We start from the raw sequence: 23152 nt of genomic DNA, 5'->3' as shown, positions 1-23152 counted from the left end.
AGCGAGCCTTTTTTATACGGATACGAGGCGCATGAGGTGAAATCGACGGCCATCGAGAGCGACCCGATACAGCTTGGCGTTGGCCAATTGTAGCAGAGCATTTTTCCGAGTCTGCACCCTTAAGGGGGCTTTAATTGCGGAGCGATACAGTTATAGATTGAGCGGAGTAGCGAGTTGGGTTTTTGTGATACAAAAACACTCGTCAGAGGGCGCAAAGCGGCCCCCTGAACCCCCCGCCGAGGCGCGACTATGGACGCGGCACGACGCAGGACCGGACGACCGAGGAAGCCCGCGCCCGACCTTCGCGCGGCATGGCTACCAGCCGCCCGCGTAACCGCGAGAGAGCGGCAGGCCATCGAGGAAAAGGCCGCACGGGCGGGCCTCGACATGTCCGAGTTTGTCCGCCGCGCGGCCCTTGGCCAGACCGTCCGCCCACGGCCCACGGCCGACGCTGACCGGCTCCTGGTCGAACTAAACCGGATCGGCAACAACCTAAACCAGATCACCGCGCGAATGCATCTTACGGGCGAACTGTCGTTCAGCATGGCCGCCACGCTTGCGGAATTGCGGGGCGCTATGGCGAAGGTTGCCGCCTATGACCCCTAAAATCGCGGGCGAGGGCCACAGCTTCAAAGGCTCGTTTGCGTACTACCTGAACGACAAGCGCGCGGACGCGAGCCAGCCGCACCCGACGACCTCGAACCGCGTCGAATGGACGGAAACCCGCAATCTCGGGACAGACGATTTACACATGGCTTGGCGGATCATGCGGGCAACCCATGCGCAGGCCGAGGACCTGAAACACGCGGCCGGGGTCAGGAACACGGGCCGGAAAGCCACGGCCGGACCCGTGTTCGCCTACAGCCTCGCATGGGAGCCAGCCGCCAAAGCGACCCTGACACGGGAGGAAATGCGGGCTTTCGCAGACCGGTCAATCAAGGCCCTCAAAGCCTCGCACCTGCAAGCCGTCATCGTCTGCCACAACGACACCGCCCATCCGCATGTCCACGTCATCATAAACCGGGTGGACCCGACCACGGGCAAGACGCACCCGTTCGGCCGAAGCCAGACGATCCTGTCCGACCTCGCCGCCCGCTATGAGCGCGAGCGGGGCCAGATCGTCACCCCGAAGCGCCAGAAGGCGGCCGAGGCGCGCGAGGCGGCCCGTAACCGGCCAGCCTATGAGAACGGGCCTTCCGCTTCATGGGCGCGGGACAGGCGGGAGAAGAAGGCCCGCCAGCAGGCCGAGGGCCAGCAGGCGGATGTAGCCTTGTCTACACTGACCCGCGACCGGTCCACCTTCACGCGCCAAGACCTCGCGCGGTATGTCTACCGTCATACAGACAGCGCCGACACGTTCCGGGCCGTCCTCGCCCGCTTGGAGGCATCGCCCGAGCTGGTCGCGGTTGGTCAGGACGAGGAAGGGCGCGAGCGGTTCACCACCCGCGATCACCAGACAATCGAGCGGCGCATGTTGGACCATGCCGTGACGTTGCACGGCCGGACGGCCCGCGCGGTGCGCGCCATCGAGCCGAAGGGCCTGACGCTGACCGAGGACCAGACGGCCGCCCTTGCGCACGTTCTAGGGCCGGAACGCCTGTCCCTGATCGTCGGCATAGCAGGCACCGGGAAAAGCACGATGATGGGCGCGGCCCGTGAATCATGGGAGGCGGCGGGCCTCACCGTGAAGGGCGTTGCCTTGTCCGGCATCGCGACCGACAGCCTCAAGGCCGGGTCCGGCATCGACAGCAAGACGATACGCAGTCGCTTGTGGCGATGGGAGCAGGGGCAGGACCTACCTACCCGAAACGACGTCATCGTAGTGGACGAGGCGGGCATGATCGGAAGCCGCCAGATGGAGCGCATCCTAGCCTTTGCGCGGAAGGGGCGCGCGAAGGTCGTGCTGATCGGCGACCCCGAACAGCTACAGGCCATCGAGGCGGGCGGCGCGTTCCGGATGATGGCCGACCGTTTCGGGGCGGCCAACATCGACACCGTGCGGCGTCAGCGGGAGACGTGGCAACAGGAGGCGACCCGCGAACTTGCGACAGCATCCACGGCCGCCGCCGTCGAACGGTACGAGGCGGCCGGGATGGTCCACGCCCACAAGACCCACGACGACGCCAAAGCGGCCCTTGTCGCGGCATGGCGGACAGAGGCCACCACACGGCCCGAGGCGAGCCAGATCATCCTTGCCTATAAGCGCGTTGACGTGCGCGACCTGAACGACCGCGCCCGCACCGTCCGCCGCGAGGCGGGCGAGCTAGGCCCCGATCACGCGCTAGAGACGGCCACCGGAAAACGGGACTTCGCCGCCGCCGACCGCATCTATTTCTTGAAGAATGACGCGGGGCTAGGCGTCCGCAATGGCACCTTGGCGACGGTTGAGCGCATCGAGCGCAAGACCGTCACCGTGAGGCTCGACAGCGAGTCCGGCCGCCGCGTCACGTTCAGCACGGACGATTACAACCACATTGACCACGGCTATGCGGCGACGATCCATAAGAGCCAAGGCGTGACCGTGGACCGGGCGCACCTTCTGGCCAGCCGGAACCTTGACCGCCATTCAACCTACGTTGCGATGAGCCGCCACCGGGACCGGGTGGACGTGCATTATTCGGCCGAGGATTTTGACAGCCGGGACGCCATGACGAAGCGTCTCGGGCGCGCGTCCCTGAAAGACACCAGCCTTGACTACGAGGCGAAGCCCCCGGCCTCACGGCCTGCCCCTGCTCCCGTTCAGAACCGGCAGACGCAGAGCGAGCGCCACGCGGGCGGGGCGGACATGGCCCAACGCCAAATGTCCGAACAGGCCGCCAAATCCCCGAGGTTGCCCGAGGAGACGCCTAAAGCCCTCGACCCGGCCAAGTCACCGGGCGAGGCGCTAAAGCGCGCCCACGACGCGCAGAAGGCCCGCCACGCGGCAGAGCGGGCGAAGCTATGGCCGGACCAGCAGGCGCGGCGCGCGGCGATCCTAGACGCCGCCAAGACGGAAATCAGGGCGGCAACCACCACGGCCAAGGCCGAGAGCCGAAAAGCACTGGCCGAGCAACAGCGCCGCCAGCAGGCCGAGCGGGAGCGGTTCGAAAAGCGGGAGCGGCACCTTACCGGCAAGGTCCGGAACGCCATCGAGGCCGTGACGGCGCGGCAGATCCGCGGCGATGGATCTGACCGCAGATTTATCACCATGGCGGCGGGCTACCTCGCATCGAAGGACGCACGGCGCACGGCGTTCGAGGCCCGCCAGAACGAAGCGGGCCGCCTGCTATCGGACTCGCTCAAGACGCAGGCCGCACAGAAGGTCGGGCAGATCAAGGAAGCCCGCGACCGCCAGCTTGCCGAGAGCCGCACCACCTTCGCCAAGGCAAAGGCGGATATGACGGCCCGCCACGGGCAGGAGAACAAGCAAATCCGGGGCGAGTGGAACGCCCTTTATGCAGAGCGGGACCGCAAGCGCGCCGAGGGCGCGGAGCGCGCACAGGCGCAGGCCACACGCGAGGCCGAGCGCGAACGGATGCGGCGACAGCTAGACGCCAAGACCGCCCGTAGGGACGGCCGCGCGGCTTGGTCTGACGAGCAGACCAGGCGCGCGGATGTTTCCAACCGCATGGCCGAGGCCCGGCCCGTCCCGAAGGCACCGGCACCGCCCGCGCCAACACCGTCACCGGCACAGCCGCACGCCCCGAAGCAGGGCCACGACAGGCCGCAGGCCGTGGCGCCTACGCCGCCACCTGTTCCGAAGCCGGCAGAGGTGCAGGCACGGCCGGCGCCCACGCCGGCCGGCATCGTGCCACCCGTGACGCGAGCGCCGCCGCCCGTGCCAGCACGGAAGGACTGGGCGCAGGCACCGCCCGCGCCCCGGCCGACGCCGAACCTCGATTGGACGAAGCCCCGCGAGGCCGCGCCGAGGATACCAGCACCGGAGCCGCAGGCCCGGAAAATCGAACACGAGAGAGGCCGGGACACCCGGCCTGCCGTGCCGCCCGCGCAGAGCCGCGCGGAGACGTTCGACCGGCCGACGCCAGCGGGCAACGTGCCGCCCGTGAAGCGGGAGCCGTCACCCGTGCCGCCGATCGACAAGACGAAGGCGGCGGCCGATCGACAGCAGGGCGGGCCACAGGCCCCGCCCGTTGCCGTCCGCAAGGACTGGACGCAGGCCGCGACGCCGCAACGGGCAAAGCCAAACCTTGATTGGACGAAGCCCCGCGAGGCCGAGCGCGAGCCGTCACAGCGGGCAAAGGACTGGACACAGCGCGCGGCACCGCCTGCGCCGACACCGACGAGCCGGAAGGACTGGACGAAGGCCGCAACGCCCGCCCGTCACACGAGCGCGCCGAGCGGCGACAACAGCGACGACAAGAGCCACGATATCAAATGAACAACGGGAGGTTAGGCCATGGGAACAACGGAGACGCAGAAAGACGATATCGAACGCAGACGCCTGCAATACTACGACGCCGCGAAGGTGGAAATCACGAAAGGCGATCCCGTTAAAGACTTTCACTTACAGGGCAACGTCACAGGACATGACGGCTACACGTTCCGCGCCAAGGTCTACGATGTCGGAAGCGAACACGGCATAGATGGTGGCCGTATTTCTAAGCTTCAAATTCACAGGGACGGCAAGGAAGTCGCGAACTATGATCGAGGGTGGAGCACCAAACCCGGATTGTTCGACGGCCGCACGAAAGCCGCCCTTAGTGATGTGAAGGCCGCTTTCGGTAAGGATGTCCCGGAACAGATACGGAGCCAGTCCGCGCAGGAGTATCAGGCGCGGCCGGTCAAAGAAGAACAGCAGGAAGACCGACCCGCGAGAGGATCGAACCCGATGGGCTTTTTCGCGGACAAAAAAGCCAGCCCCGCGCCGATGTCCTCGAAGGACTGGACGACGGGCGGACCCGCGCGCCACACGAGCGCGCCGAGGGCCGACCGCACAGACGACAACGACCACAGCCGATGAAGGAGCCGACCACGGCAAAGGCGCGCGGGCATTGGCCCGAACCCGCACCGGAAACCGGCCGTTCGGAACCGTGGGTTCCCGTTACTGTCTACATGCCGGAAAGCCTTTACGGATGGTTCCGGGGGTTTGTCGCGGCGTCGCTTCTGCAAGGCATGTTCCGCAACGTCGGAATAGGCATTACGAACGCCCTCTATTGCATCGCGGGCCGCGACCACGCGAACGGGCGAAGTTTGTATTCTTTGGCACACTGGACGGCGGGCCTGCGTAAGACGGACCTTGCCGGGGCAATGTTCGCCCTTGGCGACGACGCGCCGAACCGGCAGGCCGCGAATGACCTGATAACGGCCGCCGCCCTCGCGGCCGAACCCTACGCCGACCAGTTGCCGGACGATCCAGAGCGGAACGCCGCTGTAAGGCGCATCTTGGCGGCCGTGGGCGTCGAGGTGATCGAGGACGATGCGGATTGGACCGACACCACCGACGACGAGCCGCCCGCGCATGACGCGCCGCGCCCGTCGCCGTACCTCACCGACGACGATATTCCGTTCTGAAAGGCGACCATGAGCGCGAACCCTTTCCGCAACTGTCTGGACGCGCTGGACGAGGCCGAGGACGCCTATTTTCGGCGGGAAGGGCTGGACGCTTTCGCAGAGTGGGCGAAGGCCCACGCGGGCCTCTTGCGGGGCGCTATGGCGATGTTAGCCGACGAGGTGGACGAGGCCCGACGTACTGCGCAGACTGGACTAACCGATAAAGCTACGCCCTCGCGCCGGAACGTGTATAATTAGACCATGAGTGAGATATTAAAGCAGGCCATTGAGAAGTTGAACGCTGCCCCGCCCGCCTTGCAGGAAGAGCTTGCCCGCGTCGTCATGGACTACCCGGTTGATGATAGCGAGATTTACCAGCTTACACCCGAGGAACAGGCCGTATGCGATCAAGCAGACGCCGATATCGCTGTCGGTAACTTCGCGACCGATAAGGAAATGAGCGCGCTGTTTGACGAATTCAAACAGTGAAAATGCGGTATACGGGTCCGGCCCGCCAGTCGATTAGAAACGTCCTCTCATACATTAAAGCCGAATCCCCGCAGGGTGCCTCGCGCGTCCGCATCCTATCCTTCCTTCCACCGCAAAGGAGGAGGCTGGGGACAGGTTCAAGCTTAACCGTTGATTCATGTTTTGTGCCGCACTAAACATGCCGCATGGCACGACCTCGCGGCAGGCAGAAAACAGCACGGATTACCGTCAACCTGGAGGATCAGGTTTACGGAGCGCTGATGTCGATTGCCGCCAAAAATGATGCGCCGCTCGCTTGGGTCGTGAGGCGCGCGGTGCTGGACCTAATCGAAAAGGAAACCGCAGGGACCGAACAGTCCTCGCTTCCGCTCGTGCGGTCGGAAACGCCGCAGCGAAGGCAGGGGACATGACAGGTACGAAAAAAGCCACGAGTGATCTGCCATTCGGCAGCGAATTCTCTCCTTCTCAGATTGTCCTTCCCGACCTGTTAGAAATCGTCAACGTCAACCAAGGCGACCCTCGCGCGCTCGAAGGCGAGATCATGGCCCGCTACTTTGCGAGCCACGCCGCGCGGCCAGAAGATGACGAGGACCGCGATTACAACCGGGGCAAGCTCGCCAATAACTGCAAGCTCGGCTTGATTGCCTACGGCATCATTGACCGCGAGGCCCGCTTCACGGCGTTCGGCGAAGTCCTCTATGGGCTGCGCGGTGACGAGGTAGCGCTGTACGAGGCGCTTGCGCGCCACATTCTACTAAACCTGCGTGGCATGACCCTCGTGCAGTGCCTTCAGGACATGGTCGCGGCCGGCGAGGAGATCACGCTCGACACGCTGCGCATTGCGCTCGGCGAGCGTGGGGTCAACTTTCCGCGCGGCGGCAAGCACCCCAGCATGATGCGTTTGTGGCTTGCCAAGGCCGGCGTCATCGTCGGCGGCCGGTGGCAGGTGAACTCGATCCGTCTGCGCGAGGTGCTGGGCGTTGATCCCGGCGAATTCCCGACGCTGGCCCGCTTCACGCCGCAGCAGAAGGCTTTCCTGCTCGCCCTGGCGAACACCAGTGTTACCGATCCGCAGCCCGCCAACGAGATCGCGCGCTTGGCAGCTGCGACTTACGGCGTCCGCTTCCCTGACAAGAGCCTGCCGAAGGAGGTGCTGAACGCGCTCATCGAGGCGGGCTACATCGAGGCTACAAAGACCACGACCGGACGCGGCGCGAAGCCTTTCCTGGTCAAGCCCACCGACAAGGTGCGTACCGAGGTTTTGGGGCCGCTGCTCGATCAGCTTAAAGACCAGATCGACCCGAAGCTCCTAGACCTGCTGACCAAGCCGCTCGCGGACATCCTCACGGAGATTACATCCGAGGACCGCTACGTCGCGGGACTGGCGCTGGAGGCTCTCGCCTTCAAAATCATGCGCACTCTCGGTATGGACTACGTCGCCACGCGCCTCCGCGCGAGCCAAACGGGCGGTGCGGAAGTCGATCTAATCTTTCATTCTTCCCGCCTGATCTATTCCCGCTGGCAGGTCCAATGCAAAAACACGTCGCGCGTTTCGCTCGATGATGTCGCAAAGGAAGTTGGCCTCACGCACTTTATCAAAAGCTCGGTCATCGTGATGGTGACGACCGGCGAAATCGGATCGGAGGCGCGGCGCTACGCCAACAAGATCATGGCGGACTCCAACCTCGCCGTCGTGATGATCGACCGGGCCGATCTCGAAGCTGTCACCGCTAACGCGACCTACATTGTCGACGCGTTCCGGCGCGAGGCTGAACACGCCATGGCGCTTAAACGCATGGACCTCGGCGACGGAGGCGCGGCATGACCAAGCGCGCGCCGAAGGCCTACCATAAAACGAAGCTCGGCACGATCTATCTGGCTGATAGCCTCGACGTGATGAAGGCGATGAAGCCTGCCAGCGTCGATCTCGTCATGACCAGCCCCCCGTTCGGCCTCACGCGGGAGAAGGAATACGGCAACGTCCGCGAGCAGGCCTATCTCGACTGGTTCAAGGCGTTCGCGGAGGGGTTCCACCGCATCCTCAAGGATAGCGGCAGCCTCGTGATCGACTTGGGCGGCGCGTGGAAGCCCGGGCATCCGGTGCGCAGCCTCTATCACTTCAAGCTGCTCATCATGCTGTGCGAGGAATTTGGCTTCCACCTAGCGCAGGAGTTTTACTGGTGGAACCCGTCGAAGCTGCCGACGCCAGCCGAATGGGTGAACATCCGCCGTATCCGTGTGAAGGATGCGATCAATACCGTCTGGTGGTTGTCGAAAAGCGAATGGCCGCGCGCGAGCAATCGCCGTGTGTTGCAGCCCTACAGCCCCAGCATGGAATACCTGCTGGCGAACGGCTATAAGGCGAAGCTGCGTCCATCTGGGCACGACATCAGCGAGAAATTCAGTATCAATAACGGTGCTGCTATTCCGCCCAACCTGCTCGCCATTCCGAACACGGAAAGCAACAGCGCCTATATGCGCTACTGTCAGGAAAACAAAATTAAGGCGCACCCTGCTCGGTTCCCCGCAGACTTGCCGGAATACTTTGTGCGTATGCTAACCGATCCCGGTGATATGGTGTTCGATCCGTTTGGCGGTAGCTGCGTGACGGGCGAAGTCGCGGAGCGCACTGGCCGTCGCTGGGCCTGCGCCGAAATGGTGGAAGAGTATCTTGAGGGCGCGATGGGGCGTTTCGTCCGGCCGCCTGTGATCGACCGTCCGAGCGTGAAGGACGAGGACGGCTACTACCGAATCCCCCGACCAGGCCTGCTCTGGAACGGTCCTGATCCTATCCCGCTGCCCGAGGACGGCGGACGCAAGCGTCCCGCCTCGATGGCACAGGCTGGCAAGCCGAAGACGAAGGCCGTTGCGAAGGACGCCGCGGGGTCAGTTAAATCTATCACGAGCGCGAAAGTTTCGGGCGAGTAGCAGGCTCGCCCGCCTCAACAAATATCCTTATAACAAGCGTTAAGGGAAGAAAGTTGATTTGGCTTGCAGAATTTTAGCGAGCAACTGCGTCTTCTGAGTTTCATTCAAGTCTTGATCGTGGCCGCCGGTTGTACCCTGTACCCAAGCTCTAAACCCTTCACCAATGCCACGAATTTCGTAGCCCATGAGTTTGTCGCCCTTTAGTTCGTCATTCCAGGAGATGGCAGATTTTTCCGGGAGGAAGGGCCGAATTTCGGAAAGCGGCACCTTGACCTTGTCATATTTTGTCAGCCCGCGCATAAGATCGCAGGCTTTAACTCTTTTATCTCCAAACATATCATCAGAGATGTGCAATGTAGGGCCGAACTTTTCTCCTTCCATTAGGCTTATGTAGCAAGAACTCAAAAAAGGGCCCCATTCTACGTGAACTATTTGATCCGACATCGCGTCCCCTTTGCCACGCTGCTCACGATGACCTGCTAGGTGGCGCTATGTGTTCGAAATTCAAGATTTTTGGACCACCCTACCGGTCCACAGTGCTATATTATGAAATGACAAGTCTACTTAGCATCCGCATAAAAGTTTTTGCTAATATCATCTTCTGGTGGAGCACGGTCGAAGAATGCAATTCGTGTGCTTTCAAGAGGTGAAATCTGCACTTTATTCCAATGCTCGTTATTTTCGAGCTTGATCGGGCAATAGTCTGCAAAAGGCCCTCGCTCTCCAAAAGGAGCAACGTAGACGTGTGGATGACTGAAAAACTCATCGCCGTCTTCGTCTATCGCTAAAATTCTATCGTATGGCAGTACAAAGAAGGTTTCTAGCCAACCTTTGTTTTTTTCTTCGAGCGCGTCCCATTTCTGCATTGTGTCGGTGCGAATTTTCCAATCTTCATCTGATCGGTTTTGGGGCTCAATACGCCAAGGATCGTTGTGCGGAATTGCGTCGTTTATTCGCTCTGCAATATCCCAATGCACGCCATCATCGTCTAAGAAGGCAAAGGACCGTCGAGCAGTAAAATATACCCCATCGTAAAAGCATCCAGCGCACCTAAAAACCTTCCACCGTCTCCGCTTTACCTCAGGTAGATTGTCGTCCGGGTCTAGATGAGGATACCGTTCATCTGACGCGTCTCGGATCAAAATTTCTGTGAACGCGGTGAGCGCTTTTTGGGCCTTTCGTTTCGTCATAAGGCGCGCACGAATGGTTGTCTTCATTGAACGTTGCCGGACTTGTAACGAGAAGCCGAAATAAGCAAATAATAGATGATCGTTCTTAGGTTGGAAAAGTTGGTCTTCTAATTCAGCCTTGCCCCACAGCTTCACTTCTAGAAAACCGAGCTGGCGCGTCACGTCGTAGAACGTATCACGCGCCTTTTTCGAAAAGTCGCAAGCCGCTACAAACACAATGCCGTAAAGATTTTCCTGCTCGACATTTGGCAAATCTTCTAGATATGACCTCAGCTTTGCAGGACTGATAGATTTTTCACGCTTACACTGAATTAGCCATTGCCGGTCGTTGGCATCGTTATCGGCATCGTCTCCTGCCGGAGTGTCGCCATCTCCGATCCAGACGGGAGGCGCTCCACCGACGATTTCCCAACCCCGCGCGTCGAAGCCTTCATCACTGCCGGAACGGCCAGTGGCTTCTAAATCTCGCCAAGTGCGAAAATCATACAGGAGTTGCCGAACTAAATCCTCGAAGCGATGCGGCTCCAAATCCTCTAGGTGCAGCGGACCTATTGTTTTCGTCGTGACCGGAGACATCAGGCGGACTTCATCTTGAGCGCACGCCACAGTGTAGACTTGCTGACGCCGACCAACACCGCGACCTCAGCCCGGCCTTTACCTTCACCCAACAACCGGCTTGCAAGGTGTAGTTTGTCCGGTGTCATCGAGGATGGGCGACCGACATGCTTCCCACGCCGCGCGACCGCCTGCATTCCGGCCCGCGTACGCTCCCGCAGTCGCTCGCGTTCATCCTCAGCCACGGCCGCCAGCAGGGCAAGCACCCCCGCCCCAGCGGCGTCTTGGTGTCGAAACTCTCTGTCAGGGATCGGAAGCCGACTCCCTGTCGGTCGAGATCGAGGACGATCCGCACTGTGTCGAGCATGGACCGACCGAGCCGATCCAGCTTCCACACCACCAGCTCACCCCCCGGCTGGACTGCGGAAAGCGCCTTGTCCAATCCGACTCGCGTGAAGGTCGCTCCGCTGATCCGGTCTTGATGGACTTCATCGCACCCGGCCGCGCCAAGCGCATCCAGTTGAAGTTGCGGGTTCTGGTCCTCGCGGCTCACCCGCGCATAGCCAATTTTCATGTCTGAATTTTGCGCCTACCCTTTTGAACGATCAAGGGCTTTATTGAGCAACGACTTACGGACCCCTTTGCGGTGTTTCAAAAGGGTTCCCTTTTGCGCTTACTAGATATGGTGTTCAGGCGTGACGCCAGACCTTTACCGACGAAATCAGCAGGATGCAGGCTAGGGCGGGCAACATTACCGCGCTTGGAATGAGGCCGAGCAACTGGCCGCCGATGAATGTCCCGACGATGGACCCCGCCGCCATCGTCAGCAGGAACAGCCGGTTCCGGCCGATCACCGCAAAGCTCTGGTCCCGGCTGTAGCGCGTGAAGCCCACCAGCATCGTCGGCAGGCTCACCGCCAGCGACAGGCTCCCCGCCAGCTTGATGTCCGCGCCGAACAGCAGGACCAGCGTAGGAATGAGCAGTTCACCCCCGGCGACACCCATCAGAGAGGCAACGACGCCGATCCCGAACCCGGCAACGACGCCCGCCACGGCCTGCGCCCAGCCCGTGAACAGGGCGGCCCCAGCGGTCGTATCATGGCCGAGCAACAGCACGGCCGCGATCAGAACGAGCAGCACGGCGAGAACCTTGTAAAGGGTTTCCGACCGCAGCCGCGTTGCCCATCCTGCGCCGAGCCATGCGCCGATCAGGCTGCCCGCCAGCAGGTTCAGGATCACCGGCCAGTGCGCCGCGATCTCTCCGAACGGCACCGTTCGCGCCCGGAAGGGCAGTGCCGAGGCGACGACGACGAGGCTCATAGCCTTGTTGAGGATTACCGCCTCCAAGGCACCGAAGCGGAACAGGCCGATCAGGAGCGGCAGGCGGAACTCCGCCCCGCCCAGGCCGATCAGGCCGCCGAGCACCCCGATGACGGCACCTCCGCCGAAGGCGGCGGGCTTGCTTTGCTGGACGGAGGCGGCGGGTTGGACGGTCTGCATACCGTTATAGTCGCACGGCTATATCGTGGCCGAAACACGGTTCAAAAGACTTTCCTTTTGAACCATTTCACACCGGGTATTCGCACCGCTTAAAAGGCTGATTCAGCTAAGGCCGGTCAGTCGTGCAAATGTCTTGATTTTTGCACAACGGGTCCGTGCCAGCTTTAAGCCGGCCCTCTAACGCTTCACAAAACCAATGTCGGCCGCCACGGCGCTCAGCCGTTCCGGCTCGCGTTCTTTCCGCTCACTGTAGCGATCCACCAGGTAGTCAGCTCGCTCGCGAGTCAGGAGCGTGAATTTCATCAGCTCCTCGCACACGTCCACGACGCGATCATAAAGCGGCCCCGGCTTCATCCGGTCAGCGTCGTCAAACTCCTTATAGGCCATCGGCACGCTCGACTGGTTCGGAATGGTGATCATCCGCATCCAGCGCCCGAGCACACGCAGAGCGTTCACGGCATTGAAGCTCTGCGACCCGCCGGATACCTGCATCACGGCGAGCGTGCGCCCCTGGGTCGGCCGCACGCTACCTTCGGAGAGAGGCAGCCAGTCGATCTGACTCTTCATCACGCCGGTCAGGGTGCCGTGCCGCTCCGGCGACACCCAAACCTGACCCTCGGACCAGATCGAAAGCGTGCGCAGCTCCTGCACCTTGGGATGATCGGCCGTTGTGTCGTCCGGAAGGGGCAACCCGTCCGCGTGGAAAATGCGGACCTCGCCACCCATGGCTTCGAGAAGCCGGGAAGCCTCGTAGGCGAGCAAGCGGCTGAACGAGCGTTCCCGCAGCGAGCCGTAGAGGATCAGGAAGCGCGGCGCATGGGTGAACGGCGCGGCCGCCTCCACGATCTCGCGGGTCGGCACGACGAAGTGCGCCTGGCTCAGGTTCGGCAGGCCATCGGCGAAGGGCTGTGTGGGCTTGTCCAAGGATCAACTTTCTTATACGTTCAAACTATCTTTTGAAGATTGTATCGAAAATGGATGAATCGCAAGCCCTCGCTGCCTTCGCGGCCCTCGCACAGGAACACCGCCTGCGCCTGGTGCGAGCTCTTGTGACCGCAGGCCCAACCGGCCTGGCTTCCGGTATGTTGGCTGAGGCGGTCGGCGTCTCTGCCGCCACCGTGTCCCATCATCTCAAGGAACTGAGTCATGCCGGCCTAGTCGCCTCACGGCGTGAAGGTCGTTCGATCATCTACAGCGCCGCCTACCCAGCCCTGTCCGCGCTGGTCGCCTTCCTGATGCGCGACTGCTGCCAAGGCCATCCGGAGGTTTGCACTCCGGCCGTCGCCGCCCTCGCCGCCTGTAACTGCCCGCCCGGAGACACCCTCCATGCCTGATCGCGTCTACAACGTGCTGTTTCTCTGCACCGGCAACTCGGCCCGCTCGATCCTGGCGGAAGCGATGCTGAACAAAGATGGACAGGGCCGCTTCCGGGCCTATTCCGCCGGCAGCCAGCCCAAGGGCGAGCCGCATCCGCTGGCGCTCCAAATCCTGCGGGAAAGCGACTATCCCGTGGACGGACTGCGCTCGAAATCCTGGGACGAATTCGCCGCCGCCAGCGCCCCCGTGATGGATTTTGTGTTCACGGTCTGTGACAACGCCGCCGGCGAAACCTGCCCTTTCTGGCCCGGTCAGCCTGTCACGGCCCACTGGGGCATCGAGGACCCTGCTGCGGCCGATGGCTCTGAGATCGAGCGTAAGCGGGCGTTCGTCACGGTGCAACGCTACCTGAAGAACCGCATCGCGGCGTTCGTCGCCCTGCCCCTCGGCAGCCTCGATCAGGTGGCGCTGTCCGCCAAGGTCAGAGAGATCGGCCAGCAGGCCGGAGCCACCTCGCCCCGGCCGGAGGTCGCGTGATGGACGCCATCATCTACCACAACCCGGACTGCGGCACGTCCCGCAACACCCTGGCCATGATCCGCAACGCCGGCATCGAGCCACACGTTATCGAGTACCTGAAAACTCCGCCGTCACGGCCGCTGCTGATCGCGCTGCTCGATCGCGCCGGCCTGAGCGTTCGGAACGCGCTCCGGGAGAAGGGCACGCCGTTCGCCGAGCTGAAACTTGGCGATCCGGCCCTGACGGACGCGCAGCTCCTCGATGCCATCGAGGCGCACCCGATCCTCCTCAACCGCCCGCTTGTGGTCACACCCAAGGGCGTGCGGCTGTGCCGACCGTCAGAGGCCGTGCTTGACCTCCTGCCGGGGCAGCAGGGCGCGTTCGTCAAAGAGGACGGAGAGCGGGTCGTGGACGAGCACGGCCGCCGCGTCGCAACTGCCTAAGTCCCTATCCACAAACAAGAAGAAAACACCCTGATGCTCGCGCTCGCCATCTTCCTTGTCACCCTCGTCTTTGTCATCTGGCAGCCCAAGGGCCTCGGGATCGGGTGGAGCGCCTTGGCCGGTGCCGGGGTCGCTCTCGCCACGGGCGTCATCCATCCGGGCGATATTCCGGTCGTCTGGCACATCGTCTGGGACGCGACGTTCACCTTCGTCGCGCTCATCATCATCTCCCTGCTGCTCGATGAGGCAGGGTTCTTTCATTGGGCGGCGCTGCACATCGCCCGATGGGGTGGCGGCCGGGGGCGGCGGCTGTTTCCCCTGGTCGTGCTGCTCGGCGCGGCCATCGCCGCCGTGTTCGCCAATGACGGCGCGGCACTGCTGCTGACCCCGATCGTGCTCGCGATCCTGCTCCGGCTCGACTTCAAACCGGCCGCGGCGCTAGCGTTCATCGTGGCTTGCGGCTTCGTTGCCGACAGCACGTCCCTGCCGCTCGTGATCTCGAACCTCGTCAACATCGTCTCGGCCAACTTCTTCGACGTGACCTTCGGCCGGTACGCGGCCGTGATGGTGCCGGTGAACTTCGTGTCCCTCGCCGCGACGCTGGTGGTGCTGTGGGCCTACTTCCGCCGCGACGTGCCAACTGCGTATCCAGTCGATGCACTAGAACGCCCGGCTGAGGCGATCCGCGACCCACTCGTGTTCCGGGCCGCTTTCCCGCTCCTCGGCGTGCTGCTGCTCGCCTACTTCGTCACCGCACCCCTCGGCGTGCCGGTGTCGGCCGTCACCTGTGCCGGTGCCGCCGTGCTCCTGCTGCTGGCGAACCGGGGCGGGATCATCCCGATCCGCAAGGTGCTGACCGGCGCGCCCTGGCAGATCGTGCTGTTTAGCCTCGGCATGTACCTCGTGGTCTACGGCCTGCGGAACGCCGGCCTGACCGACGAGCTGGCCAAGGGGCTGGTCTGGCTGGCCGGACATGGCCCATGGATCGCCACGGTCGGCACCGGCTTTGCCGCCGCGATCCTGTCGTCCGTCATGAACAACATGCCGTCCGTGCTGATCGGCGCCCTCTCGATCCAGCAGGCTCCGGACCTGTCGCCGCTGACCCGCGAGCTGATGGTCTACGCTAACGTCATCGGCTGCGATCTCGGCCCGAAGTTCACGCCGATCGGCAGCCTCGCCACGCTTCTCTGGCTGCACGTCCTCGACAGCAAGGGCCAGCGGATCACCTGGGGCCAGTACATGAAGGTGGGGCTGGTCATCACCCCGCCCGTGCTGCTGATTACGCTGCTGGCCCTCGCGGCCTGGCTGCCGCTCCTCGGCACACAATAGCGTCCATGGTCGAGGGAGCCGCATCTTCGGCCCCCGTCGTCCTCAGCTATCAAATTTTCCAGCTTCGAGCCTTCTCCTGTCGTCGGATCATTCGTCCGGTTCGATGGCGCTTGTAGGCGTTCGCCGTCTGGCCGCTCCGCTTGCGTCAATAGCCCGCCCGCTCCATTCGCTTCGCTCCCGTGTTGGCAATGACGCGCCAGACAACGCCCGCCTTTTTCCGCGCATCGGACGGAATAATCCGCCGAGCAGCAGAGAAAGGCACTACATGGAAAACATCATCGCCAAGCAAAACGACGAGTTCAGGTCACGCTTGGGCATTCCTGTCTTTGGTCCCGCGATCCCCGGCCGCTTCGTCTTTACGCAAGGCATCAACGCATTGCCGCCCGAGGTACAGATCGACCTTTGGTCACTGATCCGCACCTACGACACGTTCGGCCCCGACAACGATCCGTACGGAGAACACGACTTCGGCGCTATCTCTCACCCGACCGCTGGCAAAGTGTTCTGGAAGATCGACTACTACGACCCATCGCTACATGCAGGAAGCGAAGACCCTGCCGACCTTGCCAAGACGCATCGTGTTCTCACGGTTATGCTGGCATCCGAATATTAGTTCGACCGGGCCGCGCACCGCGCGGCCCTACGACCTCGCATGTTTTTCGAGCAGCTCTATCGCTCTCTCGAACGCATCCGCGTCGGTCGCAAAATGCGCTTCGGCCAAAGCCTGAAACCGCGCCTTCATCTCGGGCGTGGCCCGAAGGTTCACCTGTTCAGACCGGCCGGTCAGGTGGCGCTGACGCCGTGGCGGTTTCGCTCTGGCAGCGGGTGCCGCTTCTTTCGCGGGCTTGTCCCCTTCCCTGCTCTTAAATCCGGCCAGCTCGCCCGCCTTGCGGATCGTGTCCTTGTCCGGCCGATCATTGGACGGCCGAGGCTTCGGGGTCTGGAACGCCTTTGGGTCGAAGTTCTTCAACGCCTCAGCCGGGTTCGGCGCGTCGTCGTCGTCACCGAAACCAAGGGAGGCGCGCGGCTTGGTTGTCATCATGCAACCTTCCGCATGGGCTTCGTGATGTTGAGGCGGGTCAGGACCTCGCCCGCGAACTCCTGGGCGTTCTGTAGCGCCTTATCGACATTGCTGACCGAAGCCGGATCGAGGCCCCCGACCGTACCGCCGTAGGAGAACAGATCGCGGTAGGCCGCCCGCTCAACGATAGGCGTCGCGAACAGCGGGACCTTGCTTGAACGGAGCTGTTCCACCACGTCGCGCAGCGCCCGCGACGTGACGGCCGCGCTCGTGCGGGTCAGGAGCATCGCATAGTTGATGGTCCGCTTTGTCGTCCGCTCCTGATTGCGGATCAGCTTGAGCACCTTCCCGCCCCCAACAGCATCCATCGCGGAGCCTTGGAGCGGAATGACGACCAGATCGGCCATGCCGATGGAGTCAGTCACCATCATGTTGGCGGTGCCTTCGAGGTCCACAATCACGAACTGAGAGGCGGACGCCGCCGCCTCGATGGCATCGACAAGGGCATCCTCTTCGCGGATCGACACCACGTCGAGATTGTCCGGCTTACCCGGCAGACCGGCCCAACGGACGATCCATTGTTCCGGGTCCGCATCAATGACGGTGACGGCTGCACCCTTCGCCGCAAGTTCGGTCGCGAGCAGCAGCGCCGCAGTCGTTTTGCCAGACCCGCCCTTGGGGTTGGCGAAGGCTATGACAGGCATGTGAAATTTCCCCTGAGCCGGAGAGATGAATCAATTGAGCTAAGCGTAGCAGTAAGCCAAAAAGCTAACAATCGATATCACGATAGCCAAAGCTAACCGCAGCTATCTCGTTATCAGATGATAGCTAGATATCACATGCTAGCATGATATCGGATGAGAGCAGGGCGTTTCCCCTTGTCGGGGCCGTGCTCTACTCGCCGTTCCGGCGAGCTGGACCGGCATCTGCCGTTTCAGCCCTGCGGGTGACGATCACTAACGCGGGAGCGGTCCCTCAACCGAGACGCGAAAAACCCTGCAAATATGAGGTTTTCGGGCAGCGCGGCGCATCCGCCACGTACGTCCGCAAAGCACTGTCAGACAACGTGTTTCCCTGCCGTTCTACAGGATTAGACGCTGGTACTATGAGGTTTTCGGGGAACTATGAAACGGACCCTGAGAAATTTCATTTTTGCGCTTCATAGTTTGCCGGTATGCTCAAGCTCATGGCAAACGCCGCACCAGCAGAGGGTAAGGTCCTCACCCTCGATATCACGCCCCGCGCCCGCGAAGCGATTAAGCCCGCCGAGCTGATCCAAGTGACGGGGCATCACGAGCTGACGCTGAACGCCCGCCGCGCCATCACGATCCTTTGGCACAACGCGCATATGCAAGGGGTCGAAGAGGGCAGGGACTACACAATCGAAATCGACGACCTCAAACCAGACGGCCACAAGGGCTATGAGATGGTCGAGGAGGCCGTCGAAGCTCTTATGCGGACGATCATCACCGTTCGCATGTCGAACGGTGCCACGCGTCGCGTGCAGTTCCTTGGCGGTAACGACATGGACAGCCCCGACCGGCCTGCTGGGGCGCTGACCTACAGTTTCGACAAGCGCCTTGTCGATATCCTGAAAAACTCAACCATCTGGGGTAAGATCTCGATCCCTGTCCTGATGGCCTTTACCTCGAAATACGCGGTCAGCCTTTACGAGAACGCATCCCAATTCGCGAACCTCGAATTCAAGACCTTCGCAGAGTACACGCTCGATGAGTTTCGCGAGCTGCTAGGCGTCCTGCCCGGCCAGTATAAGAGCTTTGGCGAGCTGAACGCCCACGTCCTCAAGCCCGTCCTCACCGAGGTGAACGCACTGGCACCCTTCACCATGGCCGTCCTGCCCGTGAAGCAGGGAAAGCGTGTCACGGGCATCCGCCTATCATGGTGGAAGAAGGGGGCGGACGAGCTGAGCGACGCCTATGCCGAGCTGCAACGACCCAAGGTCGGCCGCAAGGCGCGGCTTGGCGGCACGGTCGAGGCAGTCAGCAACCCCATGCCGAGCGTCAACCGGATGCTGAGGCAGGACGCACGCGCCCGCGCCAAGGCTTCCCCGAAAACCTCATAGTTGCGATTTTGGCAGAGCGTTCAGCAGGGGCGGGAGGTTATCCACCCCTGTGGATAAGTGCGGTCAGAGTTCCCCGGAAACCTCATAATAACGCCCCGGAAACCTCATTTTACGCCCCGGAAACCTCATAATAAGGGGCTGTTTTTCCCCGAATCCCTCATCGGAGTCCCCGAATCCCTCATATTAAAATCGGTAACTCATTGTTAAGGTTAAGCAAAAGCCGACATGAATCTATGAATCTTTAGAACATTTGAATCAAGAAGAACGGGATAACAGCCTTATGGGAAAGGCGGCGCTGCTATGGCGTTGAGTAGATCGGCATCGGCCTTCGGCCGATTGGTCTAATGGAAAGCCCGCGCGGCAGGCGCGGGCTTGAGTCCTCGTGTCCGCTACTACCAGCCTAGCACCGTGCTCGAACGGTCAACCGCGCTCGCTTGGTCTGACGACCAGGCGGCGCGGTCCTCCGCTTCGCTACGGCCCTTCGGGTGACTCGTCCTTGCGCGCGGCGCTATGCCGGAGGCATCGGGACGGGGTAGATTCCGGGCGCGCCTTCGGCGCGCGTTCGCTTCTCGCCTTCGGCGGGAATCGAACAGGGTAGAGGGGCAGGCAGTAGGGGGCCGCTCACCCTTCGCAGGCGAAGGGCGAACGATTGCAGGCTATGGCCTTCCCTGTCCGCCGCAATTGTCTGCGGTGTGTTGTGGTGCGGCCAGCATCGCGGCCGATCACGAACCACCGGAACGGCTGGAAGGCCCTAGACGAGGGGTTTCCATTTGGATTTGGGGATGGGCGGACAGACGACCGTTTTAAGGTCCGGATCGCCGCGCGCGAGGAACCGCCGCGACCCCGCGCGATGGTGTTGCGCCTCGTCAATTACGACATAGGCAGGCGGGCGACCGCACACGCTACACCGGAGACGGCCGTCGAACCTTTCAAAGGTCATTCCCGGCGCTTTGTCGCTGTAGAGCTTCATATGCCGCTTCGTCATCTGCTGACAGCACCCGACCTCTATCCAGAAGTCCGCGAGATCGGCCAGCGTGCTAGAGCGGAGCATGTAGAGGGTTGTTGGAAACGGCATTACCGGCCCAGCCCGCCCGCTATATCGTCGCTGTACCCCAACCGCGCCGAGGTTTCGGGATAGTCGTCTATGATCCCGCCAGAGTAGAAACGGGGCTTCTGCGCCTCTTCAGGCGGGCTTTGCGGGTCTGTTATTTCAGGCATAGCCCAACTTACCATAGAATTAGAACGCATCAAGAACATTGCACACGCCCATACCACGCAGACAGAAGATTTACCCGCCGCTTGAACAGTCCAGATCATGCCACCGCGCTTCAAGAGCGCGGTAAAAGGCATATTTCCGAGGTCAAATATCCTAGCGGGTGAGACTGCGAAGCAGTCAAGGGGCGGCAATGAGCCCCTAGGCCCGTTGAAAACGGGCCTCTTTTTTCGTAATATTGGCAGGCGGTACAGGCGGGGACGCCGATGACCGCCGACGAAATGTCGAGGCCCGTGCCGAAAGGCGCGGGCCTTTGTCTTTAACGGTATTTTGAGGCCGTATATTGTGAAATACTCCCTATAAGGGAGAATTTTACCATGGCCAAAAAGACCTACGACATACTCAAATCACGCGAATACACGAACGCGCAGGGCGAAGTTAAGACTGCTTACACGACAGTTGGCGCGGCGTGGGACCTCGACAAGGGCGGCATGTCCTTACAGATCGAGGACGGTATCAGCGTCACGGGCAAGCTCGTGATCCTACCCCGTAGGGACCGCGCCGAAGGCGACGAATGAGCGACCGGCCGCGCCGCTGGCGTGGCTTCGCCTCCCTCAACGGGCCAGACGGCCCGTTGATCTGGGGGACGCTTCGCAGGACCGAGGACGAGGCGCGGAAGGCGTTCGAGCGCCATAACCCCATGCGCCCCGTTGTGATCGTCCCTGTAGAATTGAGGATCACCGGCAGCGCCGAGACGTTGCCCACGGCTGACGAAGAAAATTGACAGCAACGGCGCGCCGCCTGTATTTGTCAAAGTATGTTGATCGAGATATTTGCAAAAGCGGCCGATTTTTTCTTTGAGCCGACAACGCCGATACCGCCGAAAGGTCTATTCCTGACGGTCTTTGATCTCGTAATGGACGAGTACGTTTGCCCGCCCCCGAACATCTTGCATTATCCCCGATAGGTCATTTCTGGGACAGCTTTTGTCTTAGAGCGTTCACGGTTCTAATAACGGCAATCACCCCACCGCCGATCGTTGCGAATTTCGACGGATTGCCGTCGCCTTCCCGCCATCCCCATTTAGGCCCGCATCCCTCGACCAGCACGAGATAGATAATCGTCGTCGCGATTACCCACCGCGTAAAGAACCAGAAAACGAACAGAAACAGGTCGCGTTTGACCATCTATTTACGGCCTTAGCCAAAATTTTAGCCGGTAAAACTTAACTACGGCGTAGCCGATGACTGGCAAAATTTGTTTGATCGCGATCAAGATGAAAAACAGGAGTATAAGACCCCCAATCAGGTTCGGGATAGTTATAAATCCTGCCCATATGAGCAAAGCAACGAGCGCCGTAAAACCCGCAAGATACCATTTATAATGGCCATTTTCTAATGCCCAGCCAATTTCTTGTTCGATCTTGTCTGTAAACGGAATATTATAAATGAGAAACTCTGCAACGTAATATCCGACTTCTTTGTAGCCTGCTATGTTGTCGTGCGCTTTCACGTCTTTCAGCATTTGCGCTCGTGTCAGTTCCTGCATTCCTATCGCATTGTTCGTCTTGGCCTCGACAGGCACCAGCGCCGGAAGCGGGTTGTTGTAGTACGGCGCAAGCTTCACCTTGAGAACGTCGCCAGCTGGGGCGAACACGATCATAAACTCAGACGGCTCTGTCGCTGACCGCTTGCCGGTCAGTTCCGCCACCTTGTCCGGTGGCATCCGTGCGCCGCCCGCCGCCGCCATCTTGTGCCTGTATTTGTCATCGAGGCCCCGGCGCGCGCTCTCGTGCTTTTCCTTCGCGTTTCGTTGGTCGACCTCGTGGCGAAGGCGCGCCGCATCCTTCGACTCGTACCATCTCGAATGGATGAACGGCTTGAATGGCACTTCCTGAAAAGCATCATGATCTGGCGGCCCTTCGGCCGCCTCATTCGGCAACGTCTTATCGAGTAGGTTGGAGACCCGATCTAGGGTCATATCGTCCGACAGGTTGAAGTAGATTTGCGCGTCGGAGTTAGCGAAGAACGTCCCCGATCCTGACTTGCCGTAGAGATATTCTAGCTGACCGTAGTCTTGCAGGAACGGCCAAATTTGCAGGCCGTAGGAGCGCATATTACCGAACGCCTTTTGTATCTCGGTCATGGTGCCGAGCGTGGCGAACTCATCGAGGATGAACAGGCATTTCTGGTCAGGGCCGCGCCGGTTGCCTGCTTCGGCAATCGTGTTTTGCGCGACCCGCACCACGAGCCGCAGGAACGCGCCGTAGAGTTCCATGCGGCCATAGGAGAGGACGACGAACAAGGATGCCTTGCCCTTGGCAAGGTCCGACAGCTTGAAGGTCGTAGACGACAGCGCCGCTTCCATCTCGGGGCTATCGAGCCATGACGAGTGTTGCCGCGCGCCTGATAGGTACTCGGAGTCGGCCCCCCGGCCGGATCGAAGCGCCGTCAGGATCGACACGCCCGCCGCTGTCGCCAGCCCGCCGAGTGTCGTCATTTCCTCGGCTATGGCGATGAGGCCCGTCGCCGGGAGGGCGGGTTCAATCTCGCGGCCTTCGCCGTCCAGTCTGGCAGGACGGCCGGGTTCCCCGTCCGGTTGCATGAGGGCGCGGCGCGCCATGGGCAAGGTGCGTTGGTCAGGGCGCAGGGCGCGGCACACATAGTCGATCATCCCGGCGATGATCGTCCGCGCGCCATTGTCCCATTTGTCGGCTTCCGGGTCCGTGCGGCGCACGATCCCGTCCGCAATGGCGAGGATGTCCTCGCGGGACGGCACTACGTCAGGTTTGCCCGCAGGGTTCAGCGGATTGATCGAGACGCGCAGGCGCTTGCCGACTTTGGCGTCCTCGAAGGGGTCAAATACACCGACCTTCTGGCCCATGTCTTTCCGGGCCTTGGCCGTCTTTTCCGCGTTCTCGCCTTTGGGGTCGATGACCAGCGCGGCATAGGGCCAGCGCATGAGGTTTGGAATAATCAGGCCCGCGCCTTTGCCACCACCGGAGCCTGCGAAGGTGATGGCGTGGCGCTCTGTTTCTATTCCGACCTCGGCCCCGGTATCGGGATCGACCCCGAAA

24 protein-coding genes and 1 pseudogene are annotated in these 23152 nt (G+C 61.6%); 15 read left to right on the top strand and 10 right to left on the bottom strand.

The window, feature by feature from the left end:
- The first annotated feature begins 249 nt into the window (after positions 1-249).
- The 7 genes from ACFQE0_RS27610 to ACFQE0_RS27580 all read left to right on the top strand — a co-directional run bounded on the left by ACFQE0_RS27610 (position 250) and on the right by ACFQE0_RS27580 (position 8907).
- Positions 250-606 (top strand): plasmid mobilization protein, encoded by a 357-nt coding sequence (locus ACFQE0_RS27610; RefSeq protein WP_378975864.1) that lies wholly within the window; start codon positions 250-252, stop codon positions 604-606.
- Positions 596-4378: an AAA family ATPase gene (locus ACFQE0_RS27605; RefSeq protein WP_378975862.1), complete on the top strand. Its 3783-nt coding sequence runs from the start codon at positions 596-598 to the stop codon at positions 4376-4378. The genes ACFQE0_RS27610 and ACFQE0_RS27605 overlap by 11 nt, the downstream gene beginning before the upstream one ends.
- Positions 4379-4396: 18 nt before the next feature.
- Entirely contained in the window at positions 4397-4960 is a 564-nt protein-coding gene (locus ACFQE0_RS27600) for a DUF7678 domain-containing protein (protein ID WP_378975860.1), read from the top strand.
- The gene (locus tag ACFQE0_RS27595; RefSeq protein WP_378975858.1) at positions 4957-5511 is read left to right on the top strand and encodes a hypothetical protein; all 555 of its coding nucleotides are present in this window, start codon (positions 4957-4959) and stop codon (positions 5509-5511) included. Before ACFQE0_RS27600 ends, ACFQE0_RS27595 begins: the two co-directional genes overlap by 4 nt.
- A 240-nt stretch (positions 5512-5751) precedes the next feature.
- Positions 5752-5979 carry a hypothetical protein gene (locus ACFQE0_RS27590; RefSeq protein WP_378975856.1) on the top strand — a complete coding sequence of 76 codons (228 nt, stop codon included), beginning with the start codon at positions 5752-5754 and terminating at the stop codon, positions 5977-5979.
- A 406-nt stretch (positions 5980-6385) separates the two neighbouring features.
- Positions 6386-7804 carry a restriction endonuclease gene (locus ACFQE0_RS27585; RefSeq protein WP_378975854.1) on the top strand — a complete coding sequence of 473 codons (1419 nt, stop codon included), beginning with the start codon at positions 6386-6388 and terminating at the stop codon, positions 7802-7804.
- On the top strand, positions 7801-8907 hold the full coding sequence (locus tag ACFQE0_RS27580; protein WP_378975852.1) for a DNA methyltransferase: 1107 nt from the start codon (positions 7801-7803) through the stop codon (positions 8905-8907). Before ACFQE0_RS27585 ends, ACFQE0_RS27580 begins: the two co-directional genes overlap by 4 nt.
- Positions 8908-8946: 39 nt before the next feature.
- Here the strand turns inward: ACFQE0_RS27580 and ACFQE0_RS27575 are convergent, their stop codons facing one another.
- From ACFQE0_RS27575 to arsH, 6 genes and pseudogenes are all read right to left on the bottom strand, one after another.
- Positions 8947-9288 (bottom strand): hypothetical protein, encoded by a 342-nt coding sequence (locus ACFQE0_RS27575; protein ID WP_378975850.1) that lies wholly within the window; start codon positions 9286-9288, stop codon positions 8947-8949.
- 179 nt (positions 9289-9467) lie between these two features.
- On the bottom strand, positions 9468-10673 hold the full coding sequence (locus ACFQE0_RS27570) for a restriction endonuclease (RefSeq protein WP_378975848.1): 1206 nt from the start codon (positions 10671-10673) through the stop codon (positions 9468-9470).
- On the bottom strand, positions 10673-10849 hold the full coding sequence (locus ACFQE0_RS27565) for a helix-turn-helix domain-containing protein (RefSeq protein ID WP_465264096.1): 177 nt from the start codon (positions 10847-10849) through the stop codon (positions 10673-10675). Before ACFQE0_RS27565 ends, ACFQE0_RS27570 begins: the two co-directional genes overlap by 1 nt.
- Positions 10832-11226: pseudogene (locus tag ACFQE0_RS27560) on the bottom strand (recombinase family protein); the annotation flags it as partial. The gene ACFQE0_RS27565 and the pseudogene ACFQE0_RS27560, both read right to left, overlap by 18 nt.
- Before the next feature lie 115 nt (positions 11227-11341).
- Positions 11342-12151, bottom strand: coding sequence for a sulfite exporter TauE/SafE family protein (locus ACFQE0_RS27555; RefSeq protein ID WP_378975846.1), 810 nt, complete (start codon positions 12149-12151; stop codon positions 11342-11344).
- Between the two features lie 177 nt (positions 12152-12328).
- A complete protein-coding gene (arsH, locus tag ACFQE0_RS27550; RefSeq protein WP_378975844.1) occupies positions 12329-13075 on the bottom strand; it encodes an arsenical resistance protein ArsH in 747 nt (248 codons plus the stop codon).
- Positions 13076-13125: 50 nt separating this feature from the next.
- Here arsH and ACFQE0_RS27545 point away from each other — a divergent pair, with 50 nt between their 5' ends.
- The 5 genes from ACFQE0_RS27545 (at position 13126) to ACFQE0_RS27525 (ending at position 16372) form a co-directional block, all read left to right on the top strand.
- Positions 13126-13485: an ArsR/SmtB family transcription factor gene (locus ACFQE0_RS27545; RefSeq protein ID WP_378975842.1), complete on the top strand. Its 360-nt coding sequence runs from the start codon at positions 13126-13128 to the stop codon at positions 13483-13485.
- Positions 13478-14005: an arsenate reductase ArsC gene (locus tag ACFQE0_RS27540; protein WP_378975840.1), complete on the top strand. Its 528-nt coding sequence runs from the start codon at positions 13478-13480 to the stop codon at positions 14003-14005. Before ACFQE0_RS27545 ends, ACFQE0_RS27540 begins: the two co-directional genes overlap by 8 nt.
- Positions 14005-14430, top strand: coding sequence for an arsenate reductase (glutaredoxin) (gene arsC, locus ACFQE0_RS27535; RefSeq protein ID WP_378975838.1), 426 nt, complete (start codon positions 14005-14007; stop codon positions 14428-14430). Before ACFQE0_RS27540 ends, arsC begins: the two co-directional genes overlap by 1 nt.
- A gap of 33 nt (positions 14431-14463) precedes the next feature.
- Positions 14464-15759, top strand: a complete 1296-nt coding sequence (locus ACFQE0_RS27530) for an arsenic transporter (RefSeq protein WP_378975836.1) — start codon at positions 14464-14466, stop codon at positions 15757-15759.
- A gap of 265 nt (positions 15760-16024) precedes the next feature.
- The gene (locus tag ACFQE0_RS27525; RefSeq protein ID WP_378975834.1) at positions 16025-16372 is read left to right on the top strand and encodes a DUF3768 domain-containing protein; all 348 of its coding nucleotides are present in this window, start codon (positions 16025-16027) and stop codon (positions 16370-16372) included.
- Positions 16373-16399: 27 nt separating this feature from the next.
- On the opposite strand, the gene ACFQE0_RS27520 is transcribed toward ACFQE0_RS27525, so the two are convergent.
- Positions 16400-16801, bottom strand: coding sequence for a stability/partitioning determinant (locus ACFQE0_RS27520; protein ID WP_378975832.1), 402 nt, complete (start codon positions 16799-16801; stop codon positions 16400-16402).
- Positions 16798-17484 (bottom strand): AAA family ATPase, encoded by a 687-nt coding sequence (locus ACFQE0_RS27515; protein ID WP_378975830.1) that lies wholly within the window; start codon positions 17482-17484, stop codon positions 16798-16800. Before ACFQE0_RS27515 ends, ACFQE0_RS27520 begins: the two co-directional genes overlap by 4 nt.
- A gap of 470 nt (positions 17485-17954) precedes the next feature.
- Between ACFQE0_RS27515 and ACFQE0_RS27510 the strand changes: the two genes are divergently transcribed.
- From ACFQE0_RS27510 to ACFQE0_RS27500, 3 genes are all read left to right on the top strand, one after another.
- Entirely contained in the window at positions 17955-18863 is a 909-nt protein-coding gene (locus tag ACFQE0_RS27510) for a replication initiation protein (protein WP_378975828.1), read from the top strand.
- Positions 18864-20453: 1590 nt separating this feature from the next.
- On the top strand, positions 20454-20654 hold the full coding sequence (locus ACFQE0_RS27505) for a hypothetical protein (protein WP_378975826.1): 201 nt from the start codon (positions 20454-20456) through the stop codon (positions 20652-20654).
- Positions 20651-20860, top strand: coding sequence for a hypothetical protein (locus tag ACFQE0_RS27500; protein ID WP_378975824.1), 210 nt, complete (start codon positions 20651-20653; stop codon positions 20858-20860). Before ACFQE0_RS27505 ends, ACFQE0_RS27500 begins: the two co-directional genes overlap by 4 nt.
- A gap of 184 nt (positions 20861-21044) precedes the next feature.
- On the opposite strand, the gene ACFQE0_RS27495 is transcribed toward ACFQE0_RS27500, so the two are convergent.
- Both ACFQE0_RS27495 and ACFQE0_RS27490 read right to left on the bottom strand, forming a co-directional pair.
- Positions 21045-21263 carry a hypothetical protein gene (locus tag ACFQE0_RS27495; protein ID WP_378975822.1) on the bottom strand — a complete coding sequence of 73 codons (219 nt, stop codon included), beginning with the start codon at positions 21261-21263 and terminating at the stop codon, positions 21045-21047.
- Positions 21264-21267: 4 nt separating this feature from the next.
- The coding region (locus ACFQE0_RS27490; RefSeq protein ID WP_378975820.1) for a type IV secretory system conjugative DNA transfer family protein at positions 21268-23152 on the bottom strand (1885 nt) is incomplete at its 5' end.

The sequence above is a fragment of the Methylobacterium komagatae genome, assembly GCF_042661665.1.
In the GTDB taxonomy this organism is placed as follows: Bacteria; Pseudomonadota; Alphaproteobacteria; order Rhizobiales; family Beijerinckiaceae; genus Methylobacterium; species Methylobacterium komagatae.
This window is presented reverse-complemented; position numbering and strand designations above follow the sequence as displayed.

Coding starts and splice junctions, on each gene's coding strand:
- ACFQE0_RS27500 (WP_378975824.1), top strand. CDS start 20,651: ATGAGCGACCGGCCGCGCCGCTGGCGTGGCTTCGCCTCCCTCAACGGG.
- ACFQE0_RS27600 (WP_378975860.1), top strand. CDS start 4,397: ATGGGAACAACGGAGACGCAGAAAGACGATATCGAACGCAGACGCCTG.
- ACFQE0_RS27555 (WP_378975846.1), bottom strand. CDS start 12,151: ATGCAGACCGTCCAACCCGCCGCCTCCGTCCAGCAAAGCAAGCCCGCC.
- ACFQE0_RS27525 (WP_378975834.1), top strand. CDS start 16,025: ATGGAAAACATCATCGCCAAGCAAAACGACGAGTTCAGGTCACGCTTG.
- ACFQE0_RS27610 (WP_378975864.1), top strand. CDS start 250: ATGGACGCGGCACGACGCAGGACCGGACGACCGAGGAAGCCCGCGCCC.
- arsC (WP_378975838.1), top strand. CDS start 14,005: ATGGACGCCATCATCTACCACAACCCGGACTGCGGCACGTCCCGCAAC.
- ACFQE0_RS27585 (WP_378975854.1), top strand. CDS start 6,386: ATGACAGGTACGAAAAAAGCCACGAGTGATCTGCCATTCGGCAGCGAA.
- ACFQE0_RS27495 (WP_378975822.1), bottom strand. CDS start 21,263: ATGGTCAAACGCGACCTGTTTCTGTTCGTTTTCTGGTTCTTTACGCGG.
- ACFQE0_RS27605 (WP_378975862.1), top strand. CDS start 596: ATGACCCCTAAAATCGCGGGCGAGGGCCACAGCTTCAAAGGCTCGTTT.
- ACFQE0_RS27545 (WP_378975842.1), top strand. CDS start 13,126: ATGGATGAATCGCAAGCCCTCGCTGCCTTCGCGGCCCTCGCACAGGAA.
- ACFQE0_RS27575 (WP_378975850.1), bottom strand. CDS start 9,288: ATGGAAGGAGAAAAGTTCGGCCCTACATTGCACATCTCTGATGATATG.
- ACFQE0_RS27510 (WP_378975828.1), top strand. CDS start 17,955: ATGCTCAAGCTCATGGCAAACGCCGCACCAGCAGAGGGTAAGGTCCTC.
- ACFQE0_RS27590 (WP_378975856.1), top strand. CDS start 5,752: ATGAGTGAGATATTAAAGCAGGCCATTGAGAAGTTGAACGCTGCCCCG.
- ACFQE0_RS27565 (WP_465264096.1), bottom strand. CDS start 10,849: ATGCAGGCGGTCGCGCGGCGTGGGAAGCATGTCGGTCGCCCATCCTCG.
- ACFQE0_RS27530 (WP_378975836.1), top strand. CDS start 14,464: ATGCTCGCGCTCGCCATCTTCCTTGTCACCCTCGTCTTTGTCATCTGG.
- ACFQE0_RS27580 (WP_378975852.1), top strand. CDS start 7,801: ATGACCAAGCGCGCGCCGAAGGCCTACCATAAAACGAAGCTCGGCACG.
- ACFQE0_RS27570 (WP_378975848.1), bottom strand. CDS start 10,673: ATGTCTCCGGTCACGACGAAAACAATAGGTCCGCTGCACCTAGAGGAT.
- ACFQE0_RS27505 (WP_378975826.1), top strand. CDS start 20,454: ATGGCCAAAAAGACCTACGACATACTCAAATCACGCGAATACACGAAC.
- ACFQE0_RS27595 (WP_378975858.1), top strand. CDS start 4,957: ATGAAGGAGCCGACCACGGCAAAGGCGCGCGGGCATTGGCCCGAACCC.
- ACFQE0_RS27520 (WP_378975832.1), bottom strand. CDS start 16,801: ATGATGACAACCAAGCCGCGCGCCTCCCTTGGTTTCGGTGACGACGAC.
- ACFQE0_RS27540 (WP_378975840.1), top strand. CDS start 13,478: ATGCCTGATCGCGTCTACAACGTGCTGTTTCTCTGCACCGGCAACTCG.
- ACFQE0_RS27515 (WP_378975830.1), bottom strand. CDS start 17,484: ATGCCTGTCATAGCCTTCGCCAACCCCAAGGGCGGGTCTGGCAAAACG.